Below are 23,683 nucleotides of genomic sequence, written 5' to 3'. Positions count from 1 at the left end.
GTCTCAGTTGGTAGCCACGTAGACAAATCTATTCAAGAAAATAGTGCCGTAGCTGGCAATTTTTCGGACGGATGACGAAAATAATCAATATTAAATTCAAATGAAACTGACAAATGCTATTAGCTTTGATTAAAATAGTTGTTTTTTATGCTTTGGATTTACGATCCAACCCGCACTAGGAAAGCTAACTATGCCTAAAATTGTTGTTTGTGCGTTATACAAATTTGTCACCTTAGAAAATTATCAGCATTTGCGTGAACCGTTACATGCTGTTATGGAAAAAAATGCGGTGCGGGGCACTTTGCTTTTAGCTCATGAAGGTATTAATGGCACTGTGGCAGGAAGCCGACAAAGCATTGATGCCTTGCTAGATTGGCTACGTAACGATACACGCTTGGCCACTATTGATTGCAAAGAATCTTATACCGATACCATGCCGTTTAATCGCACCAAGGTTAAACTGAAAAAAGAAATCGTCACCATGGGTATAGAAGGCATTGACCCCAAATCTGTGGTGGGCACTTACATTAACCCCCGCGATTGGAATGCGCTTATTTCACAACCAGACGTGTTGTTAGTGGATACCCGCAACAACTATGAAGTTAAAATCGGTACTTTTAAAAATGCCGTTAATCCGCATACGGAATCTTTCCGTGAGTTTCCGGAATATGTCAAAGCGCATCTTGATGCCAAAAAGCACACCAAAATAGCCATGTTTTGTACCGGGGGCATACGCTGTGAAAAATCTACCGCATTTTTAAAAGAACAAGGCTTTGACAATGTTTACCATCTCAAAGGCGGTATCTTAAAATATCTGGAAGAAGTTCCTGCGCAAGAAACGCTTTGGGAAGGCGAATGTTTTGTTTTTGATGAACGGGTTACTGTCAATCATCAACTGCAACAAGGCCAATATGACCAATGCAATGCTTGTCGTACACCTATTACAGAAGCCGATAAGCTAAGCCCTAGCTATCAACAAGGTGTAAGCTGTATCCACTGTTACGACAAAATTACGCCCGATCAAAAAGCCCGTTTTATGGAGCGGGAAAAGCAAATGGAATTGGCCAAACAACGTGGCGAGGCGCATATCGGTTCTGATGCAGCAAAAGCACTTATGGCTAAGCGCGAGGCTAAGGAACGTACATCACACACTTGATCAAGCTGTACTTGCTCAATCTCCCTCTTTGAATGCTTACACCAAGTTTTGGTGTAAGCACGGACTTATCGGAATTGTACCCACAGCATGGGATAATGCCGATATAAACAGATTACGTTAATCTAAGTTCTCTATTTCCGTTACCACGGGTTTCATATCATTTTGCATTAACCGCGACATGACTGTTTTAACACTGTCCAGGCGTGCATAAGGCCCTATTTTGACGCGATACCAGACAACATCGCCTACTTTGGCTTTATTAACTTTGGATTCAATGCCCATTAAAGCCAGCTTAGCGCGGAGTTGTTCGCCCTCTTTACTCGATTTAAAAGACCCGGCCTGAATAACATAATGCGTGTTTTTAGTTTTGCCAACCCGCTCTTCGCGGGCACGCGTTTTAATTTCATGATCAGCAACCACCATCTCTTTTTGCGGCAAAATGGTGTAAAAATCAAATTGCGGAGCCGGTGGTTGTTTTTTTATCTCAATATCTTGTTTTTTCTTGATTTCCGCAGCACGGTTTGCCGTTTCAGTGTTGGCTAAATCAGCCGTCGTTAAGGTTTTAGTAAGCGGCATTGCCCCTGGCTTGTCGCCAATGCTACGTAAATAAACCAGGAAGACTGCAAATGAAATAACCAATGCGGTAATCAGCATCCATTTTAAAGCGCCGACCTTGGCATTAGATTTAGAGCGCGACTTATTATGCTGGTTGCCCGCATTTTTGGGAGTGCTCTGTGCGCGGTGTTTATAGTCTCTAGCCATTACAGTTACATTGATTCAGGAGTGTTGATATGGAGCAACCCTAAACCATTGGATAGCACTTGCTTAACAGCGCTAATCAAGTTTAAGCGCGCATCACGAACTTTGGCATCATCAATCAAAAATTGATGGGCATTGTAGTAAGTGTGGAAAGCCGTAGCCAGTTCGCGCAGATATTGAATCAATTGGTGGGGTTCGTATTGTAGTGCCGCGCGTTGTAAAGCTTCGGGATAGCGCGCTAAAATGCTGATAAGATGAGTTTCATGCTCTTCAGTTAATAAGTTTAGGCTATTCATACCCAACAGCACATTTCTTTCCCAGCCTTTGCCATCCAGTTGCCGAAACACACTGCATACCCGCGCAAAAGCATATTGCACATAAAACACGGGGTTTTCATTGGATTTTGAAGTTGCCAGTTTTAAATCAAAATCCATATGTTGTTCTGAACGGCGCATCACATAAAAGAAACGCGCTGCATCTTTTCCGACTTCATTACGCAGTTGGCGTAAAGTGACAAAATCGCCTGAACGCGTTGACATCTGCACTTTTTCATCGCCCCGATACAAAGTTGCAAATTGCACCAGCAGTATTTTTAATTTCGATTCATCCGCGCCTAACGCAGTAATGGCGGCTTTTACACGCGGTATATAACCATGATGATCCGCACCCCAAATATCAATAATCTGGTCAAAGCCCCGATCAAGTTTATTCATATGATAGGCAATATCGGAGGCAAAATAAGTATATTGGCCATTTTCGCGTATCACTACGCGATCTTTTTCATCGCCCAATGAACTGGACGCAAACCAGGTGGCGCCGTCGTGTTCATACAAATGCCCGCCTACACGTAATCGATCAAGTGCCGCATCAACTGAACCGTCTTCCATTAACTGGCGTTCGGAAAACCATTGCTGAAAATCAACACCAAATTCGTGTAAATCCTCACGAATATCATCCAGAATGGTATTTAAGCCCATTTGGAAAAAATCACGGTACAGCGACTTTCCCAACAAAGTTTTGGTTCTGGCGATCAAGGCATCAATATACAGCTCTTTGTCGCCTCCCTCAGGTTCGTCAAGCGGCGTATTTTCAAGTACGAGTTCAGCGGGTCTGCGGTATTCGTTGCAGGCACTTTTATAAATAGTGGCAGCAATATCGCGCACATAGTCACCGCGGTAAGCATTACTCGGAAAAGCCAGCACTTCGCCACAATTTTCAAGATATCTCAGCCAAATGCTGGTCGCCAGTATGTCCATTTGTCGGCCCGCATCGTTCACGTAGTATTCACGATATACATCAAATCCTACGGCGTTCAATAAATTAGCCACGGCAGATCCATAAGCTGCACCGCGGCCATGGCCGACATGCAAAGGCCCGGTTGGATTAGCCGAGACAAATTCAACCTGGACTTTTTTACCCGCACCCACATGGCTTAAACCAAAACTGTCGCCTTCAGCGTGTATACGCTGGATAATTTCATATTGGCTGTTGCGGTCAACAAAAAAATTGATAAAGCCTGGGCCTGCCAATTCAACATGGGTAATAGCGTTATCTTGAGGCAGCGTGGCAATGATTTTTTCGGCCAGCACTCTTGGATTGGTTTTTGCGGCTTTAGCCAAAGTAAGCGCCACGTTGGTGGTAAAATCGCCATGGCTGGCATCACGGGTACGCTCCACCACAATGTGTGGCTCCAAGTCTTGGTCAATAAAACCATTAGTTTTAAGCGCTCCAAAAGCGTGCAGGAGCAGTGCCTCTATTTTTTGCTTCATTAATTTTTGTGTGTTGAATATCAACTATAAAAGATAACTGCACATTATCCAATATAATAGTTTGTTTATCTATGGTTGTGGATAATTAGCAGACGTATTACTTAATAATACAAATATTTACCTGCTTTTTTGTAAAAATGGAGAGACTTTTAAGGCTATCAACTTTAGGAGACACAAACCATACAGCTTGCGGTGAAGTTACGAACCCCAACAATACGCTGCATAGAGTGCTGAGGTTTTTATCGTCACGCCAGCCTACATGTATAGCGTTGTTTTTATTCCCGCTTAAACTGTAAGCCAATAAACACATTTTAAGCTGACTTTAAAACAAGTCGACAGGATCAATATCCAGTGACCAGAATAAGCGCTGACTTCGATTTATCTTGTTTATCTCCGGTAACAACCTGTCGAGCAGCGCGTGTAAATCCGGTCTTTTTTGACTTTGGAAAAGCATCTGGAAGCGATACATGCCAGCGCGACGCGCCATTGATGCAGGCACGGGCCCTAAAATATCGGCATATTGCCTAGCTTCCCGGCTATGAATTTCATTCGCTAACTTAATCACCGTGTTTAAAAACTGCTTAGCCAGATCGGCATCAGCCGCATGCACTCTTAACAGCGCATGATAGCTAAACGGCGGTAACAGCGCCTCTTTACGTTCTGTGAGTGCCATTTTGGCGAAAGCTTTATAACCGCAATCAATCAGCGTCATCAGCAAAGGATGCTCAGGCTGGCGCGTTTGTAAGATCACTTTGCCGGGTTTTGTTTCGCGTCCGGCACGCCCTGACACTTGCACAATGAGCTGCGCCAGTTTTTCGGCCGCGTGAAAATCGACACTGAACAAACCGCTATCGACATCCAGCATGGCAACAAGGGTCACCTGACTAAAATGATGTCCTTTAGCCAGCATTTGTGTGCCTAAAATAATATCGGCTTCGCCCTGATTAATTTGTGCCAAATAGCGTTCCAATGAGCCTTTCAGCTTGGTGGAATCACGATCAAGCCGTACGATAGTCTTATCGGCAAATAAACTCATCAATGTATTTTCTACGCGCTCTGTCCCCAAACCTAACGGCATTAACTGGCCGGTTTTACATGCCAAACAGCTTTTAATCAGGCCTTGCTCGACACCGCAATGATGACAACGTAATAATTTCTCTTGGGCATGAATCACCATATTGGCATCGCAATGCGCACAACGCATTACCCAGCCACAACCATGACAAATCAATGTCGGCGCAAAACCCCGGCGATTAAGAAACAATAAAACCTGCTCTTTTTTAGCCAAAGTATTTTTAATTTCTGCAATCAACGTAGCACTCAAGCCCTCCTGCATTCTTTTGTTTCTGATATCAATTAATTGAAATGTGGGTGGCACTGCATTGCCTGCCCGTTGCGGTAAATGCAGCAACTGATAACGGCCCTTATCAACATTGTGCAAGCTCTCTAGCGCGGGCGTGGCCGACCCCATCAGCACAGGAATATTCAACATTTTAGCGCGCACCACCGCAATATCGCGTGCGGAAAACCGGCAGCCTTCTTGCTGTTTGAATGACGTATCATGTTCTTCGTCCAGAATAATCAAGCCTGGATTTTTAAGTGGCGTAAACAGCGCCGAGCGCGTACCCAGCATGATAGAACATACACCTTGCTGCATTTTTAACCACGCGAGATTACGTTGGCTGTCTGCCAACTTGGAATGTGATATAGCTATCGGCACGGAAAAGCGCTGCCGAAAACGTGCTTCCAATTGTGGCGTTAGCGTAATTTCCGGTACCAGCACCAAAACCTGTTTTTGTTGCTGTAATGCGGCATGAATAATTTGCATATATACTTCGGTTTTGCCGCTACCGGTCACGCCTTCCAGCAAAAAAACATTAAATGTAGAAAAACTAGCGCATACCGCATCTATCGCCGCTTGTTGTTGTGGATTACTGACTAATGCAATGTTGCGCATTAAAGGTTCAACAACAGCAACAGCGCAGTCAAGTTCAGCAACTTGCACCAGCGCTTTTTCCAGTAAAGGTTTAAGTGCCGCACGCCATTTTTCATCCCAGATAGTCAGTTGAGATGCTGACAACGCTATGGCATGGCTTTGAAATTTTTCCAACAATACTTTTTGTTTGGGAGCACGCGTTAATTGCTCAGTGGATATGGCTTTACCTTGTTCGGTGAGTGCATAGCGCTCTTCTACAGGTAAGGTTGCCGATTTACCCTGACGTAATAGCGCCGGTAATGCCGTAGTGTAAACGTCGCCTAAAGGATGATGGTAATAACGGCTCACCCAATGCAATAAGCGAATATCCTGTTCAGATAGCAAAGATTCGCTATCGATAATTGCATCAATAGCCTTTAATTTGTGGCTATCAATGTCGCTGTGCTCAACACATTCGACCAAAAACCCCACTTTGCTCGTTTTGCCAAACGGTACTCGAACGCGTACCCCGGGTTTAAAATCGTTAATGGTGCTGTTTTCGGGGGCTAAATAATCAAACAAGCGATGCAAGCGTATGGGGACAGCAACTCTTAAAATTATGCGTGGCGGGCAGGTTTGGGTCATGGCATAGGGAGCATCACCTTGCTGATGGTAGACCATCCGGGAGTGGTGTATTGAAAGTTACCGGGAACCCTTAAGTAGAATTTAACCACCTAATTCGCCATGTCTAGCATTCAAGATTTAACTGTTAAATATCGGCTGTTCAATTTATCTGTGCCGTTAGATTCACAGAGGTGCAAAAATCATTTTATAAATTGTTCCAGTTAATTTTTATTTGTTATAGCTTAGTGCCTAAAGCTTATTCCAAAATATTTAACGCGCTAATAAGAAAAATTGTATTTGCATTGTAAACAATTCCGCCTTCGCTACTAATATAATCTTCAATTCTTGTAGAGTAGATTGCCCTGTTAGAATCGAATTCTCCTTGTGCTGAAACATTAATGGCTTCCATTTCGGCTGATGAGGCAGGCCCACCCACTACCGTGCCTTTAGGTGCATCATTACTGAATACACTCGCCCAATGATGTGGCGTTGTAGGTGGATTTGAACCATATCCCACAACAAAGCTATTTCCCCAAGGATTAAGTCCTAATAACCAATCACGTGCACGCACAGCCACCGAAGCATCTTTGATTAAATTGGCGCGTTTAGCGAGTGCAACAATTGCCCCATGTGCGCCATTAAATCCTAGCTGTCCCCAAATCATAGAACCCGGGGTATTCCAAGGCGCATTTTCAATAGTTGCCGTGGCAATAGCCTCTTGCGCCGCAGTGCGCAAAAAATCGCAAGCCCGTTTGCGCACTTTACTATTATTGGTTAATTTATTACCCAGCGTGCCGCAAAGATCAGCGGCGGTCAATACACCGATTGAAGTAACAGAAAGAGTATGGTCAATATCGTCAAGATATAGGTAAGCATCTTCCTGATACGGCTCGTCTCCAGTAACCCGCCATAGCATGGCCGCGGCAAAGCTCATATCATCGTGCCATGTTAAGTTATTGTAAAAGTCATCAGCAAGTTGCTGATCAGATTGATTGGTTTTGCCTTGTTGATACCATTGCTTAGCTTGCGCTAATAAATGTATGCGCTCTTCTCCGGTATTGCGTTCAGCAGCAAGGGCAAGCGCGGCAGCGGCTTTACCCATCAAACCTGATAAGCTTGCAGGATAAGCCAATCGATAACCTATACCAGGCAATTTAGATTGATCATCTTCTGCAGGATCTCGAAAACCTATACCGTGATCGCGAATATCACCTACCTGGCCAATAAATAAATCCGGAAGTGGATGTGCTTTCAGCAACCAGCGTATACCGACATCGGCTTCATTACGCAAAGCCTCGGCATTGATAGGATCAAGTTTGGCTGCTAGCTGTAAAATGATGGCCGCGTAAGCGGTAGTTTCGGTGAAGTGTATTTGATCGCCAGCATCCATCCAGCCCCCAGTAAGATCAAAGTGTGTTTTATTATACTTTCCACCTTCAATGCTGGCATCATGTAAATGAGCTGGGCCATGAAGGGAGGAAGGTTCATAACCATCCCGATTGGCAACAAACAACTCTAGAAATGTTTGGGTTAATTCATGACCTGCATTTTTATCTATATCCCATGGCCTGGAGGTTATATTTTCTACGTGTACTCTATAACGACCAGGTTCTTTTAATTCCGAAAAATCGGCAATGGCGGCATAATTCCACGGCTCTAAGATATTGGCTTTCTTAAGGGTTCCATTAAAGACAGTAACGCCCTCTTCATTAGCTACCGTGAAGGGTAGCCCGACATATTCGCTTTGCGATACTAACACAGCAACTTTGGCTTCGTGAGGTTTGGATGAGCCTCCGGTGCGTATCACATCGGGCAATGTTGAAGCCGAGGCCTTGAACTGGGTTATTGACAAAAAAACAAATAATGTGGAGCGTATAATACAAAGCAATCGCTGTCGAATCTGTGGAGTCATACGTTTTTTCATTTGTGCAACCTGAGGTTAATTACGAAAGCTTATTAATTCCCCACACACAGTACCTCAAAGGAACTGCTAGCATCGTATCAATTCGTAAAGATTAGATCTTAGGGTGGCCCGTAAACTCAAATAAACTAATTTTTGATTACAAAAATTCCGCCATCTCACGCTTTTTGATTTCGCCAATGCTCCCAGCGCTGAACTGTTTTGGGTGTTGCAAAAACGCACATTGCGAGAGTAACCCACCAGCGACGTGAAACCATCCCCCGCCAGACACCCAACAATTCTTTAACGCCTTGATAGCGCTGCCCAGTCATCAATGAATTACGGGCGAGGGAAATTCTTGCTTCAGCCACCATTCTTAATGCGGAGCTTCTCAACCTATCAGGCATCTCTCGATTAAGAGCCCGCTGCTCCACACGCAAATAGGCAGGAAACAGGCAACTACCTTCGTAAGTTGCACATAAGCTATCGTTGATACCTATTCTGTAACCCGCAAGCGGCAATGAACAATAAGCGAAAGCTGATTTTTCACATAATCTAAAATAGAGATCCTGATCCTCAGCCATTTGTTCGCCTGGTGGGAAATAAGGCTGAAAATGCAATAAAGATGATCGTCGTACAGCAAATGAATCGATAATGAACAATGTGCTACCCAGTCGACACTGATGAAAAAGATCATTAATAATTTCAATATCACATTGATCTGCAACTTCCCAATATTTTTCAGTTCCCTCAGTTACTTTAACGCGCTTATAAGAAGTGGCAAAAAATAACAGCTCCGGATAACATTTCGCCATCTTAATAATAGTGTCAAGATACTGTGGCTGATACCAATCATCGGCATCCAAAAAGCACACCAAATCACCCTGGGCCAGTTCAATCCCTTTATTTCTGGCACAGGACACGCCAGCATTGGATTGCTGTACCAAAGCCACTCGACTGTCTTTAATTGCACGAACTCGGACAACACCATCATCAGTAGAACCATCGTCAATAATGATTACTTCAAAATTTTGATAAGTTTGATTAAAGATCGATTGCAACGCTTCTTCTATAAAACTTGCCTTGTTATACAGCGGGATAATAATTGAACATAACATAAAGACTACCTTGCTAATATAAATTTTGGGGTCGCTTGAGAATTAGCAACAGGCGCACGATGCGCTATCCAATGAGAAGTAATCACCATCAAGATAAGGACGTGCGTAAGCTCCTCAGGCCCATAATAACCTATCATAGATAATGTTACTTCGCTTACTGAGCGCATCATCACCATGATAAAAAAGGCCAACGTTAAACCTTGGCTAGCCTTGGCTGTTTTGAGTGCAAACCAAAACAATGTCAAGACATAGAAACATAATCCCACCACCCCCACAATTCCTGCGCTAGATAATGTTTGATAAAACTGGTTATGTGCAGTGACTGCATTGGGCATTCCTATTTTTGAACGATGAGCTTCATTCCAAATCGATAAACCATAACCAAATAACGGATTGTAACGCCACTCCCGCACAGCAATCGCCCAAATTTCGTCCCTGCCTGTCAAGGTCATTAAATCTGCGCCCGCTCGGCTCATAAAAAATGTACTCAAAGGATTGCCTGCTGAACCAAACATAAGCGTCATGGCAAACATCGTTACCACAACCATTCCCACGGACAAAAAAGCCGCCAAGAAAACCGGCCGTTTAAAATCGAAAAAATACCCTTTTAAAAATGCGGCATACCGAAAATAAGCAAGGCAAGATAGACATAATATAAAGGTAAGCCAACTGGTTTTAGATTGCGCGCATATCAGCGTGGCAGCGCCAATAAACCACGCCAAACCATTAAGCCACCCTCTGGAATAAGGCCTACTCCATAAGCATAATAAAAAAACGACAGTCAAGGGCCCAAGCACGTTAGAGTGGGCGGTTAAGCCTACATAACGAATAGTTAACCCAGGGATTAAGCCATCCATGTAATCATTGCGCATGACCAGTTCCGGCTTGATAACCACAAACATTGCACTGGCAAGCAGAAGCATAAAAATTGCATTACGCGCACTGCAAATGGCATTATCCGCATCGGCCTCTGTGAACAGTAAGGCGGCAATACCACCCAAAAATAAATAAAAATATTCGTGCGACAGCGATGGATGAGTCCCTAAAAATGCGCTAAAAAGTACCGAAGACATAAAATAGAACACAAAAGCAACAAACAGTCCTGTCGGTATTTTTATCCCCTGTCCATAGTGTAAAAGCCGGTTAACAATACGCTCCACTGCAACCACGACAATAAATAATGACGTTAATCGCGATGCCCATAGTACAGCGGGAGGCATGTCTAAAACGGGCTCTATCAGGTCGGCAGAATCAGATAAAGTTGAAGCAAATAAATTTCGCCCTGATATCGCTACCTGCCACGCCATATTATTAATAGCGAGATAAAAAATATACGGGAGCAAACTCGTTGTGGAATGCTGTCTCCAATGTAAAACAGCACCAAAACCAATAACTGCCACCAAAGCAACCATAAAAACTATCAGTCCAAAGACAATGCCAGTCATTTTCCTGCCCTCAATATCACGTTATTAACCCTGCAATTTCGGTGTAAATCGTGGACTAAAACGCGCCAACATACCCAGTACCTGATTACCCAACAAGTGTGGAAACACCCATACAACCAATACCAGCATACCGATTCCAAAAAAAACGCCGCCCATAAGCGGCAACAAATGCAAAGAGGCGCGCACAATAAGATCAAGCTTAACATGAGCCATTCCTCCTCCTAGATGGGTCAATTGCGCACCAAAACAGCGGCCGGCAATTTCACCCAGCTCCACACCCGCAAAAGTTCCGTAGGCCACTAAAAGTGTCATAGCCCAGCCACGAGCAAAAAAGGGCAATAAATGTCGTAACTTAATTTTTAAGCGCCAACAGGCCGCAGTAGTAATTAACACAGATCTAGCACCTAAACTAGCCGCTGCGATTAAGGCGACAACAACCACACCTTGGTGGGCAAAAACGTATAAAGCCCAGCCAGAAAGCACCAAAATGGGTAACTGCAATAAGCTTTCCAGGTGTTTACGTTGCGTATTCCATAAAATAGGTGTCGACATTGCCCATATAATATAAACGGGCATAGATAATGCCAAAATAGCCAAGACAAGCGCAGTTGATTGCCAGGCCTCGCCATACAAAAATCCCACTAAATCATCAGCGACAATAGCAAACATGGCAAACAACGGGGTAATTAATACCCAAACCGAGGCAAGCACCGGCAAATAAGCGCGACGCAACCGTTCTGGCTCTGATTGAAATTTAGCACCAGCGGTTAAAAAAGCCGGCTGCAATGCGCCTATCAGCAATTTATTGGGGGTAGTGGCTAAATTATAGCCCACACTGTAAAGTCCAACCGCATTGGAATCCAAAAATCGTCCCAAGAGAATGCGGTCTAGATTATCCAATCCCCAATTACACAAATTAGTTACAAAAACAGTAAAACCCACGCCTGACATAGCCTTAGCACCATCGTACCAAAAAAGTGGTTTAATCGAATGTGGGTGACGAATAAAGGTCAGGATAAGGGTTAACGCTGCCTGCGCAATCCAGGCAGCCACAAGCGACCAAACTCCGGCCCCATAGTAAGCAAGGGGAATTCCAATAACAAGGTAAGCAATTGAATAGCTTATAACCTGAATAATATTGATCCAGCGAAAATCCAGATTACGTCTGAGTAAATTGCTGGCGGGAGCGGTGATGGCACTGATAAGACATGCCAAACTTAACCAGCGCACAATAGGATCAACACGCGGCTCATTAAAATAGCCCGCCACTTCTGGCGCAAACGTATACAGCATAGCCGCAACCAGCCCACCTGAAATTAACTGCCAGGTAAAAGCAAAACGAATATCGTAAGTCGTCAAATCCTGGATTTGAATAAGTCCCCAGGCAAAACCAAAATTAGACAAAAAACTACTGAAGGCAAGAACGATGATGCCCATCGCAAACAAGCCATAGTTTTCGGGTCCCAAAAGCCGCGCCAAAATAATTTGCGCACCCAATGATAAGCCGTATTGCGCAATACTCCCTAAGGCACTCCACTTAACCGCACTAACACTTTGTTTGTTAATATCGTCTTTCCCTGCCATACACTCACACTGCCTTGTCTGCAAATACACACCGGATAACGATGCTGTTATCCAAAAATAATGTTATTAAAAAGCTTATTCAAGCCTTTGCCCTTGTAACCCGAAAGTATGCGCTCACCTCCCTCTCTGAAAAAGGGGGACTGAACGGTTACACCCGAAATACCTCAGAATCTTATGTTTCAACAGCAAAAATATAAAGCCCGCCGAGTGCTTACTCAAACAGTTTAAATCAGTTGCCTATAACTCGAGAGCACAAATTTAAAATTAGTCATCAATAATTTCAGTTAATGCACCGATTTTGTGATGTATTTTAACGAATTTTAAAACCATTTAATTGGAAAAAAGTAGCCCTGCCATGGCCTTGAGATAATATTACCGTACTATTGGGCTAACCCATATAATTTTATTCTAGGCTCTTAATAAGTAACAATTATTACATACAGTGTTTTCAGTCTCTATTAGTTATATTCGATGGAGTAAAAACCTAGGTTTTTATTCCACTGATAAAATAATTACCACATGCTTTTACTCTGCGGCATTATATAGCCACTGAGGTTTACAATTTGAAACATCAAGTTACTTGGTTATAGAGGGCATACTTACCAAAGGAACATTTACGTACATTATGTAGTTTCGCAAATTGTCGCAAAACTCATGACAACCGCCCCATCTTACCATTTTGATAATCCGCTATTGCCTGGCGAATCTCTTGGGTGGTGTTCATAACGAACGGCCCACTGCCTGCAATGGGCTCATCAATCGGCTCACCACTCAGCAATAGTAGTGTGGCATTGTCTGTGCAATCAATGCGAATGCTATCTCCCTCGCGCTCAAATAATCCCAGTTGCGCAGTTTCAATTGGCTCAGAGCCATTAATACGCACAACGCCTTTAAGCACCACAACTGCGGTTGTGTAACCGTCAGGGATTGCAAGATCGATAAGTTGGTCGCTCGCCAACCGAACATCCCAAACATGAACAGGAGTGTAGGTCTTGGCAGGGCCTTTAACGCCGTCAAATTCACCAGCAATAACTCTTACTGTTCCCTGATTGTTAGGCAGTGTCACTACGGGAATCTCACTGCTTAAAATACCTTGGTAATGTGGCGCTGCCATCTTGTATTTGCTGGGTAGATTCACCCAAAGTTGAACCATCTCGAAGGCGCCACCGCGCCGCGCGAAATCGCGACCATGAAATTCTTCATGAACTATTCCAGATGCAGCAGTCATCCATTGCACATCGCCAGGACCAATGTGCCCACCCCCACCGGAAGAATCACGATGCTCCACTTCCCCTTCGTAAACAATAGTCACTGTTTCAAACCCCCGATGAGGATGTTCACCCACACCAAGGCGCGCTGTTGTGGGCGGAAATTTGATCGGGCCTGCATAATCCAGCAGCAAAAACGGCGTAAGTATCGCTCCCAGATCCGGGTATGAAAACAGCGTTCGCACCGGAAATCCACTGCCGACCCAATGACTAACTGTGCTACGTTGAATACCGCTAAGTTTCTTAACGGATTTTTGTGTATTGCTTGTTGTCATTCGCGTATCTCCATTCATTATTAATCAGCATATGGACTGTATTCATCGCCTATTGTTCATGAATTTGGCTTGTGTATTTAATTTTACATAAATATTGTGTGTTGTGTGGGTATGAATTTATTCGCATTGTAACCACAGGACACGTGTGAGCCAATAGGTGCAAAAATCGTAAATATTTTCTGTTAAATCTATTTAATTTTAGAGGGTCATGCTAACGTAGTGCTTTAGCCAACACGCATGAATTGATTCGTCATGGAAAGAAAATACCGCAATGCAACATTGCCTATTTTTTGACAAAAATCCACAGCGTATTAGCAATAATTAATTGGAATGTCACACAATTGAAATACTCCCGCTTATATAATCCATTATGTTGATAACCTTTTTCAGCGGTAGCTACCCTGCCAACGATGTGCGTTTTTTGCTTAAACCACTGAAAATGCAAGACACACCTGTCCACGTTAAAGAAGCACTGATCCAGTCTGGAGCCCAGCATTATTCAGAACTCCTTACCCATGAATCACTGCCGTCGCCAGAATACTTACAATTGTTTCATCAGGCTATGGCATTAAATCAGCAACGTATGGCAGAGGATTTACTGCGCCTTACGAAACAGATTGTGGCGACCCGAACACAAGGTATTACCCTGGTGTCATTAGCCCGCGCCGGAACGCCTATTGGTGTGCTGCTCAAGCATATCCTGGCGCGCTATTACACTATTGAAGCACCGCATTATTCAATTTCCATCTTACGGGATGTGGGGCTGGATAAAAATGCCTTGCGTTACCTGGTGCAAAATCATCACCCTGGCTCATTGGTCTTTGTGGATGGCTGGACGGGAAAAGGCGTGATTGCCCGGCAATTGGCAGAAAGCTTGCGAACCTTTGCGGCAGAGACGGGTATTTTTGTTCCGGCTGAATTGTATGTTTTAACTGATTTATCCGGTAGCGCAGCGGTGGCAGCTTCTGCAGACGATTATTTGATCCCGTCTTGTATTTTAAACGCGACGGTATCTGGCTTAATTAGCCGTACTGTCATTGATAAAAAGAATCTAGCCTCCACAGATTTTCACGGCTGTGTTTATTATCAAGGCTATAAGCCGCAGGATTTATCGCAGTATTTTATAAACACTTTATTAACGGTGATTAACAAGCTATCGACTGATCCGGTTAAACCGTACGATAGCGAGTTAGACAAGCAATCACGACAAACTATTTCGGAGCAATTTTTAAAGCAGATAACGCAGCGTTACAACGTGAGCCATCACAATTATATTAAACCCGGCATCGGCGAAGCCACACGGGTTTTGCTACGACGCAAAGCTAAACTGCTGCTGCTGCGTGAATCAGATAACAACGCTACACAGCATTTACGCTGGCTCGCACAAGCTAAATCCATTCCCATAGACATCCTTAGCGACTTGCCTTATCAAGCCGCTGCTTTAATCCAAGAGGTTTAATCATGACTGTCGTTGCCAAATGCTTTTCGCCTTGGTCTTTAGGTGCGCCGTTGTATATGCCTGCGCACCGGCGGGATTTAATGGATTGTGCCAACGGCGATAAATTGCCGATGTTACGCTCCATGATTTTTTGTACCGAAGATGCCGTTGCCGATAGCGACGTTGAAAGCAGTTTGCGCCATCTTAGTCTTTGTCTGCAAGGCTTTAAAGACTCACCACATCGTTACCGTTTTATTCGGGTCAGGAACCCAGAGGTATTGGCGCGCTTATTAGATTTACCCCATATTGAACATATTGATGGCTTCGTGTTGCCCAAATTTAATACCCACGTAGTGCATGCGTATTTTGATCAGTTACAAAACACACCCTTCAAAATAATGCCGACGCTAGAAACCAAAGATGTCTTTGATGTAGGTGCCATGGTTGAATTACGCCAAGCTTTACGGCAGCATCCATTATTTGAGCAAATTTTAATGCTCAGAATTGGCGGCAATGATTTAATGAATTTACTGGGTATACGCAGACCAAGGCAATTAACCCTGTATGAAACGCCCATTGGTCATGTGATTTCGCAGTTAGTAACGATTTTTAAACCCCATGGCTTTTCCTTGTCGGCACCTGTATTTGAATACCTGGATGAAATAGCGACTTTAAAAAGGGAAATTGCCTTGGATTTGGCCTACGGTTTAATCGGTAAAGCCGCGATTCATCCGTCACAAATACCCATCATTGAAGCCATCTATCAGGTTGAACACAACGACTATGATATGGCCATAAAATTGCTTGACCAGAACTCTCCAGCAGTCTTTAAAATGCACAATGCCATGTGCGAAGTCGCCACTCATCTACACTGGGCGCTGGATATTATCAAGCGCCAACAACACTATGGTATTAAAGAGGTGTTATCCATAAATGATTACGTTGAACTCTCTTATAGGTAAGCAGTCTTGCGTATGAAGAACGAAACCTTGCACACTCTAACCACACAGGGGCATAATCGCCCAAGATTAGCAGTAAGATCTTAACCCCACATAATCCCAAGCAGGAGCAGCTAAATGAGTTTTGAAAGTTTTTTGAGCCAATTAAAAACCAAAGCCGGTGAGTTAAAAACCGAAGCGTTAAAATTTAAAAACAAAGATTTTTTAAATGCCGCGATGGCAGGTTCCGCGTTAATTGCCATGGCTGATGGCAGCATCAGCTCTGAAGAAAAGCAAAAAATGATTAAGTTTATCGAGAGCAACGACACACTGTCCATTTTTACTACCAGTGATGTTATCAAGGCATTTCAGGATTTTGTCGGTCAGCTTGAGTTTGATAAAGACATCGGTGAAGCTAAAGCTTATCAGGCGCTGGGCAAAATGAAATCTAATGCACAAGCCGCGCGCCTGTTGGTACGGATGATTATTGCCATTGCATCTTCTGATGGCAATTTTGATGCAATGGAAAAGAAAGTTGCAGTAAAAATAGCTAAAGAATTGGGCATTGATCCTACGGAATTTGAATTATAAGGTTTAAGCCCAGCACATTAATTCTCGGAGAAAAGCCAATGAACGCCGTTATGCAATCCCCAGCTCTCACGCCCTCAGTGACGCAGTTTTTAAGTAGTGCCAAAAAAATTCTCATCAATGGAGAATGGCATGCAGCCGCGTCTGGAAAAACATTTCCTGTTTATAACCCCGCAACCGGTACAGTGATTGCCCAAGCTGCTGAGGGGGATAAAGAGGACATTGAGCGGGCGGTAAAGGCGGCGCGACAAGCGTTTGAATCTGGGCCTTGGCCAACGATGACGCCATCAGAACGCGGTAAGTTACTGTGGCGCATTGGCGATTTGATCCTGGAACATTTGGATGAATTAGCTGAGCTGGAATCACTGGATAACGGCAAGCCTTATCTGGTTGCCAAGGCCGCCGATGTACCCTTGGCGGCGGATATATTCCACTACATGGCAGGCTGGACTACCAAGCGGCACGGCATCACTATTCCTATTTCGGTCATTTATACCCCCGGCGTGCAATACCATGCTTATACCCGACCTGAGCCTGTGGGTGTAGTGGGGCAAATTATCCCGTGGAATTTTCCTTTATTAATGGCCGCCTGGAAGTTAGCACCGGCTTTGGCAACGGGATGTACAGTAGTGCTGAAAGTAGCGGAAGAAACGCCACTCTCAGCGCTACGGCTGGGTGAATTAATGTTGCAAGCGGGATTGCCTAAAGGCGTTGTCAATATTGTTACTGGTTTTGGTGAAACCGCTGGTGCGGCTTTAGCGGGTCATCCTGGTGTGGATAAAGTTGCTTTTACCGGCTCTACCGAAGTGGGTAAGCTTATCGTAAAAGCTGCCGCTAATGATCTCAAGAAAATTTCTTTAGAGCTAGGCGGCAAATCACCTAACATTGTTTTAAAGGATGCCAATCTGGAAACCGCCATTCCAGGCGCTGCCAATGCCATCTTTTTTAACCATGGCCAGTGTTGCTCAGCAGGCTCTCGGCTTTATATAGAGCAGAGCATTTTCGATGAGGTTGTTGAAGGTGTGGCTAATATCGCCAAGTCCATTAAATTAGGGTCTGGATTATTGCCAGACACCGATATGGGGCCTATGGTATCGATGATCCAGCGTGATCGGGTGTGTAGTTATTTTGATGCCGGTAAAAAAGAAGGCGCAAAAGCACTGGCCGGAGGTAAAGCGGGAGCAGGCAGCGGCTACTTTGTTGAGCCTACCGTATTGGTAGATACGCGCAATGATATGAAGGTGGTGCAGGAAGAGATCTTTGGTCCTGTAGTAACCGCCATGCCCTTTAAAGAGTTTAATGCAGACTTGGTTAATATGGCCAACAATTCGGTTTATGGCTTGGCTGCGGGTATTTGGACTAACGATTTGAGCAAAGCCCATACCCTGGCCGCGCAAATCAAAGCCGGAAGCGTGTGGATCAATTGTTATAATGTTTTTGATGCCGCCTTGCCTTTTGGTGGCTATAAACAATCCGGTTGGGGACGTGAGATGGGTGAAGCTGTCCTTGAAAATTACACCCAGACCAAAGCCATCACCATAAGATTATAAGCGGCCATAATGGGCATTTAGCAGTCATCAATGCTGCTAGATGTCCGTTAGGTTTTCCTTTAAATTTCCATTGCACAACCTTACATCTCATGCCCTCTTTTGATATTGTTTCTGAACTCGACAAACACGAAGTTAAAAATGCCATTGATCAGGCGGATAAAGAAATTTCCACCCGCTTTGACTTTAAAGGCACAGAATCATCGGTAGAGCTAACCGATGACAAGGTTATCATGCTATCTGAATCCACCTTTCAGTTGCAGCAAATGTTCAGCGTTATTTGCACAAAACTCAGTCGGCGCGGTATTGATATCGCCTGTATGGAGGTGGGTGACGCTAAAGGCAGTGGCAAGCTGATGCGCCAGGAAATTACCCTTAAGCAAGGTGTAGAGTCCGTTTTGGCGAAAAAAATTGTTAAACTGATTAAAGACAAAAAATTAAAGGTGCAGGCGGCAATTAATGGCGATAAAGTTAGGGTAACCGGCAAAAATCGTGATGATTTGCAAGAGGTTATCCAGATGCTGAGAAATGAAAAGCTGGAGCAACCGTTGCAGTTTGATAATTTTAGGGATTAATTCGCTTTAGAACCCGCATTTGGGGGAAATAAATGCAACATCACCTCATTACCGCCGCAATTTTAGGGGTCGCGGTTATACTTTACGGCGTGGGCTTATCAGGCTTAGGTACTGCTGCCTTTATAGTCGGTGGCGTTTTTGAACTGTGGTTTTGGGTTCGGCTTATTTCTTAACCTCGCGATTAAAAGCGCGGAATTTCGTGGTTACTCGCGCATTTAATCGCACTGGTTTTTAGCTTCCAGCAGTAGCTTTACCGACGGCCACCCAATAATGACCCCATAATGCCGCGTATAATTTGCCTTCCCGCTGTACTGCCCAAGGCACGCGCGGCACTCTTTAACAAGACCTCACTAACACTTTGGCGGTTTTGAGCACTTCTGACTGATGTGGATTTAGGTTCTGCTTCTTCAGCACTGGCTGCTTGCAAAGCTTTGCTTTTAAGCATTTCGTAAGCCGATTCCCTGTCTACAAGTTGTTCGTACTGGCCTTTAAAGGGCGAACGGCCAATTATTTCACTGCGCTGGGCTTCAGTAGCGGGGCCTAATTGAGATTCGGGTGGACGAATAAAAATGCGTTCAACTTGAGATGGGCTGCCGTCTTTATCTAATACTGATACTAAGGCTTCGCCGGTTTTAAGTGCCTGAATGGCTTCTACCGTATTAATAGCGGGATTGCTGCGGAAATTTTCTGCAACGCTTTTAACGACTTGTTGATCTTTAGGCGTAAACGCTCTTAACGCATGTTGTATTTTTAACCCAAGCTGCCCCAAGATGTCTTCAGGAATATCCAATGGGCTTTGACTGATGAAATAAACGCCTACGCCTTTTGAGCGGATAAGCCGTACGATTTGCTCGATTTTATCGGTTAACGCTTTAGGCGCCTGATCAAATAGTAAGTGCGCTTCGTCAAAAAATAACACCAGTTTAGGGCGGTCTGCATTGCCCACCTCAGGAAATGTTTCGTACAACTCGGATAGCAGCCACAGTAAAAATGTAGCATACAGCTTAGGTGATTTGCTGGTTAATACCGTAGCATCCAGCACACTAATAACGCCATTACCGGAAAAATCAGTTTTACATAAATCAGCTAATTTAAGCGCGGGTTCACCAAAAAATTCATCTGCACCTTGTTCTTCCAGCACTAAAAGCTGTCTTTGAATAGCGCCCAGGCTGGCAGAAGCTACATTGCCGTATTCAGCTTGGAGCTCTTTGGCGTTATCGCCCATCCAAGTCAGCATGGCGCGTAGATCTTTTAAATCCAGCAGCAACATGCCATTATCGTCGGCAACTTTAAAACAGGTGTACAAAACACCGGCCTGAGTTTCATTGAGTTCCAGTAAATTACCCAGTAATAAAGGCCCCATGTCCGATATGGTCGTGCGTACCGGATGACCGGTTTTACCAAAAATATCCCAAAAAACACAAGGGTTACCGCGCGGTTGAAAGCCGGTAATACCGATTTGCTGAATGCGTTCGCTCACTTTATCATTCACTTGGCCAGCCAGGGCAATGCCGGATAAATCGCCTTTAATGTCAGCCAGAAAGACCGGAACACCAATTTTGGAAAAAGATTCTGCCATGGTTTGCAGCGTTACTGTTTTTCCGGTGCCGGTAGCGCCTGAAATCATGCCATGACGATTACCCATTGTGGCATCCATAATGACCTGTACGCCATTTTGACCACCAATTAAAATTTCCTGCATATTGATCTCCCGCGTTAAATAAATATTATCAACATCGTAGCACACAGAGTACTTGCAACAAAGCGTATCGCCATATCCAATGAGCCGCTTTTATTGCAAAATAGTGGCCGAATACACTTAATAATTTGTACTGGACGTAAAATATTTTGTGTTTATTTGCAAAATGTTTTATTTTTTACGGGGTAACTGATATTACGCATACCCCATAACGGTGTTATCCATAAAAAAATACAAAAACTACGGTAAATAGCACAGACTAAGCGCGCGAGCTACTGTGAACTATCAAAGAGATGTCAATTTTTTTTAAAGATGCGCGTAATATCACAACATATTGTAATAATAACTTTTAAAGTAACGAGGTGCATCATGGCAACAATAGCAGATCCCATTCTGGGCAGCTGGTATAAGGATTTAGAAAATAATTTAACCTTCAAGGTCATTAACATTGACGAAAATGCAGATTCCATTGAAGTACAATACTTTAATGGCGATATCGGCGAATACGATCACGATAGCTGGTATGATTCAACTTTTGATTACATTGAAGACCCAGAAGATTGGACGGCGCCCTTTGATGAAATTGAATCCGACGATCGGGGTTATACCGACACAGATAAGCACCGGGCAAATGATGACGACATGGACATTGAAGAGTATTTGGATTAATCAGGGACAGACTTTATGAGAATGACTTCTCAAGAATTTATGGATTGGCAGTCTAAACGCATTACGCTACTGGCGATGTCGGGCGCAGGCAAGACCACATTGGCTAATAAATTGCCCAAGAGCAAATGGTTTCATTATTCAGGTGATTACCGGATAGGTACCAAATACCTGCAAGAGCCGATTTTAGATAATATTAAACGCCAGGCGATGAGCGTACCGTTTTTGCGTGAGTTATTACTGACCGATTCAATCTACATCCGTAGCGGTATTACGGTAAATAATCTTGCACCTGTATCCAGTTTTTTGGGCAAGCTGGGTGATCCAGCTTTAGGTGGGCTGTCTTTGCAGGAGTTTAAGCGCCGCCAAAAATTGCATTATCAGGGCGAAATTGCCGCGATGAATGATGTACCGGAATTTATCCACAAGGCTGAGGATATTTATGGTTACCGGCATTTTATTAACGATGCGGGAGGCAGTGTTTGTGAACTGGATGCACCGGATGTCCTGGAAACCTTGGCTAAAGAAACCTTGATTCTTTATATTAAAATTTCGCCGGATTTGGAAAAAACCATTGTTGATCGTGCTAAATCTGATCCCAAACCATTATATTATCGCGAAAGTTTTCTGGATGAAAAACTGGCTGAATTCATGCGCCTAAAGAACTTTGCGAATACCGAACAAATTCCGCCGGATGACTTCGTATCCTGGGTATTTCCTGAGCTGTTTATGTCGCGTTTGCCGCGTTATGATGCGATTGCAAGCCAGTATGGCTATACGTTAGATGCTAACGATGTGGCTGCGGTTAATAACGAAGCGGAATTTTTTAAGTTGGTGGCAAACGCTTTGGCCGCACAAGCTTAATGAACAGATTATTGGCGTCATGCCCTTAGTTGCCCATACCGCTTTACCAACATTTGAGCGCTTACGCGAAGAAGGCGAAGATGTGTTATCGCCTGATCGTGCCAGTCAGCAAGATATTCGCGAGATGCATATTGGCTTATTGAATATGATGCCAGATGCGGCGTTGGAAGCCACCGAGCGGCAATTTTTTCGCTTAGTGGGCGCGTGTAATCAAATTGTGCAGTTTCATATCCATCCGTTTACCATTGAGGGCTTGCAAAGAAGCCCGCAGGCACAGGCGCACATTGATAAGTACTATGAACCGTTTGCCAAAATCAAAGAAGACGGCCTGGATGCCTTAATTATCAGTGGTGCTAACGTGGTAGGTACTCAGTTGCAAGAAGAAGACTTTTGGCAACCGTTGACGGAAGTCTTTTCCTGGGCGCATGAAAATGTTACCTCTGTGCTGTGTTCGTGCCTAGCCACGCATGCGGTGATCCAATATTGTTATGGCATTGAGCGTACACGCTTGCCCGCTAAACGTTGGGGAGTTTTTTCGCATAAATTAATGGACCGCAGACACCCTTTGGTGGCGGAAATTAATACCCGTTTTGATGTGCCACATTCTCGTTTTAACGAAGTATTTCGTAGTGATATGGAACAGCATGGCTTAAAAATTCTGGCCGCAAGCAGCGATGCCGGTGTGCACCTGGCCGTTAGTCCAGATGGTTTTCGGGTGGTGTTTTTTCAGGGGCATCCTGAATATGATGAGATTAGTCTGTTAAAAGAATACAAGCGCGAGGTATTGCGGTTTTATAACGCAGAAATCAATATTTATCCGCCATTCCCCGAAAACTATTTTAATGCCGGTGTGTGTCAGGTTTTTTCTAATTACCAACAGCTCGTCATCGTCGCCAAAAACACCGGCCAAGCGCTGCCGGAATTTCCGGAACATTTAATTTTAGAGTACTTGGATAATACCTGGCGAGATACCGCTAAAGCGGTTTTTAATAACTGGCTAGGAAAAATTTATCAACTGACCAACCAGGATCGTCGCTTTCCGTTTATGCCGGGTGTTGATCCTAGTAACCCATTGGATTTATAGATGCATGATATTTTTTTACAACAAGCGATTGCCCTGGCTGTTGACAATGTTGATACCGGTGCCGGAGGCCCTTATGGCGCGGTGATTGTCAAAGATAACCAGTTGATAGCAGCCAGTGGTAATAAAGTCACTCAAAACACTGACCCTACCGCCCATGCTGAAATTATGGCTATACGACTGGCCTGTGCAAAGCTAAACAGTTTTCAGTTGCGAGATTGTGTGTTGTACACCAGTTGTGAGCCCTGCCCCATGTGTTTGGGGGCAATATATTGGGCGCGATTGTCAAAAGTTTACTTTGCCTGTAGTCGCCATGATGCCGCTGAAGCTAAGTTTGATGACAGCTTTATTTATGATCAAATTGCCATCTCTCCCGCCGAACGTAGTATCCCCATGCACCATATAAAAGTGCTTAATGATAGGCAGCCTTTTGATGCCTGGTTAGACAAAATCGATAAAATTCTTTACTAGCAA

20 protein-coding genes are annotated in these 23,683 nt (G+C 44.1%); 11 read left to right on the top strand and 9 right to left on the bottom strand.

Annotation, left to right across the window (positions count from 1 at the left end):
• The first annotated feature begins 190 nt into the window (after positions 1-190).
• Positions 191-1,156, top strand: a complete 966-nt coding sequence (locus tag ACHZC4_RS14175; protein ID WP_394754513.1) for a rhodanese-related sulfurtransferase — start codon at positions 191-193, stop codon at positions 1,154-1,156.
• Between the two features lie 117 nt (positions 1,157-1,273).
• Here the strand turns inward: ACHZC4_RS14175 and ACHZC4_RS14170 are convergent, their stop codons facing one another.
• From ACHZC4_RS14170 to ACHZC4_RS14135, 8 genes are all read right to left on the bottom strand, one after another.
• A complete protein-coding gene (locus ACHZC4_RS14170; protein WP_394754512.1) occupies positions 1,274-1,918 on the bottom strand; it encodes an SPOR domain-containing protein in 645 nt (214 codons plus the stop codon).
• A gap of 5 nt (positions 1,919-1,923) precedes the next feature.
• On the bottom strand, positions 1,924-3,684 hold the full coding sequence (gene argS, locus ACHZC4_RS14165) for an arginine--tRNA ligase (protein WP_394754510.1): 1,761 nt from the start codon (positions 3,682-3,684) through the stop codon (positions 1,924-1,926).
• Positions 3,685-4,006: 322 nt separating this feature from the next.
• A complete protein-coding gene (locus ACHZC4_RS14160) occupies positions 4,007-6,244 on the bottom strand; it encodes a primosomal protein N' (RefSeq protein WP_394754509.1) in 2,238 nt (745 codons plus the stop codon).
• A gap of 235 nt (positions 6,245-6,479) precedes the next feature.
• On the bottom strand, positions 6,480-8,147 hold the full coding sequence (locus ACHZC4_RS14155) for a glycoside hydrolase family 9 protein (protein ID WP_394754508.1): 1,668 nt from the start codon (positions 8,145-8,147) through the stop codon (positions 6,480-6,482).
• Between the two features lie 155 nt (positions 8,148-8,302).
• Positions 8,303-9,241 (bottom strand): glycosyltransferase family 2 protein, encoded by a 939-nt coding sequence (locus ACHZC4_RS14150; RefSeq protein ID WP_394754507.1) that lies wholly within the window; start codon positions 9,239-9,241, stop codon positions 8,303-8,305.
• 5 nt (positions 9,242-9,246) lie between these two features.
• The gene (locus ACHZC4_RS14145) at positions 9,247-10,686 is read right to left on the bottom strand and encodes an O-antigen ligase family protein (protein WP_394754506.1); all 1,440 of its coding nucleotides are present in this window, start codon (positions 10,684-10,686) and stop codon (positions 9,247-9,249) included.
• Between the two features lie 24 nt (positions 10,687-10,710).
• The gene (locus ACHZC4_RS14140) at positions 10,711-12,270 is read right to left on the bottom strand and encodes a lipopolysaccharide biosynthesis protein (protein ID WP_394754505.1); all 1,560 of its coding nucleotides are present in this window, start codon (positions 12,268-12,270) and stop codon (positions 10,711-10,713) included.
• Positions 12,271-12,922: 652 nt separating this feature from the next.
• Positions 12,923-13,813 carry a pirin family protein gene (locus ACHZC4_RS14135; RefSeq protein ID WP_394754504.1) on the bottom strand — a complete coding sequence of 297 codons (891 nt, stop codon included), beginning with the start codon at positions 13,811-13,813 and terminating at the stop codon, positions 12,923-12,925.
• A gap of 370 nt (positions 13,814-14,183) precedes the next feature.
• Here ACHZC4_RS14135 and ACHZC4_RS14130 point away from each other — a divergent pair, with 370 nt between their 5' ends.
• The 6 genes from ACHZC4_RS14130 (at position 14,184) to ACHZC4_RS14105 (ending at position 19,072) form a co-directional block, all read left to right on the top strand.
• Positions 14,184-15,272, top strand: coding sequence for a cysteine protease StiP domain-containing protein (locus ACHZC4_RS14130; RefSeq protein ID WP_394754503.1), 1,089 nt, complete (start codon positions 14,184-14,186; stop codon positions 15,270-15,272).
• Between the two features lie 2 nt (positions 15,273-15,274).
• Positions 15,275-16,213 carry an HpcH/HpaI aldolase/citrate lyase family protein gene (locus ACHZC4_RS14125; RefSeq protein WP_394754502.1) on the top strand — a complete coding sequence of 313 codons (939 nt, stop codon included), beginning with the start codon at positions 15,275-15,277 and terminating at the stop codon, positions 16,211-16,213.
• A 114-nt stretch (positions 16,214-16,327) separates the two neighbouring features.
• Positions 16,328-16,780, top strand: a complete 453-nt coding sequence (locus ACHZC4_RS14120) for a tellurite resistance TerB family protein (protein WP_394754501.1) — start codon at positions 16,328-16,330, stop codon at positions 16,778-16,780.
• Between the two features lie 38 nt (positions 16,781-16,818).
• On the top strand, positions 16,819-18,327 hold the full coding sequence (locus tag ACHZC4_RS14115) for an aldehyde dehydrogenase family protein (RefSeq protein WP_394754500.1): 1,509 nt from the start codon (positions 16,819-16,821) through the stop codon (positions 18,325-18,327).
• Positions 18,328-18,416: 89 nt separating this feature from the next.
• Positions 18,417-18,899 (top strand): YajQ family cyclic di-GMP-binding protein, encoded by a 483-nt coding sequence (locus tag ACHZC4_RS14110; protein WP_394754499.1) that lies wholly within the window; start codon positions 18,417-18,419, stop codon positions 18,897-18,899.
• 32 nt (positions 18,900-18,931) lie between these two features.
• Positions 18,932-19,072 (top strand): hypothetical protein, encoded by a 141-nt coding sequence (locus ACHZC4_RS14105; protein WP_394754498.1) that lies wholly within the window; start codon positions 18,932-18,934, stop codon positions 19,070-19,072.
• Positions 19,073-19,149: 77 nt separating this feature from the next.
• Here the strand turns inward: ACHZC4_RS14105 and ACHZC4_RS14100 are convergent, their stop codons facing one another.
• Positions 19,150-20,601, bottom strand: a complete 1,452-nt coding sequence (locus ACHZC4_RS14100; protein WP_394754497.1) for a helicase HerA-like domain-containing protein — start codon at positions 20,599-20,601, stop codon at positions 19,150-19,152.
• Between the two features lie 366 nt (positions 20,602-20,967).
• Here ACHZC4_RS14100 and ACHZC4_RS14095 point away from each other — a divergent pair, with 366 nt between their 5' ends.
• From ACHZC4_RS14095 to ACHZC4_RS14080, 4 genes are read left to right on the top strand one after another with little or no spacing between them, the layout of a single operon-like run.
• Complete coding sequence (locus tag ACHZC4_RS14095) at positions 20,968-21,267, top strand: DUF6763 family protein (RefSeq protein ID WP_394754496.1); 300 nt, start codon at positions 20,968-20,970, stop codon at positions 21,265-21,267.
• A 15-nt stretch (positions 21,268-21,282) separates the two neighbouring features.
• Entirely contained in the window at positions 21,283-22,128 is an 846-nt protein-coding gene (locus tag ACHZC4_RS14090; protein ID WP_394754495.1) for an ATPase, read from the top strand.
• A gap of 19 nt (positions 22,129-22,147) precedes the next feature.
• Positions 22,148-23,212, top strand: coding sequence for a homoserine O-succinyltransferase (locus ACHZC4_RS14085; protein ID WP_394754494.1), 1,065 nt, complete (start codon positions 22,148-22,150; stop codon positions 23,210-23,212).
• The gene (locus tag ACHZC4_RS14080; protein ID WP_394754493.1) at positions 23,213-23,680 is read left to right on the top strand and encodes a nucleoside deaminase; all 468 of its coding nucleotides are present in this window, start codon (positions 23,213-23,215) and stop codon (positions 23,678-23,680) included.
• The last annotated feature ends 3 nt before the right edge of the window (positions 23,681-23,683 follow it).

This window comes from Crenothrix sp. (assembly GCF_043729335.1).
Lineage (GTDB): Bacteria > Pseudomonadota > Gammaproteobacteria > Methylococcales > Methylomonadaceae > Crenothrix.
This window is presented reverse-complemented; position numbering and strand designations above follow the sequence as displayed.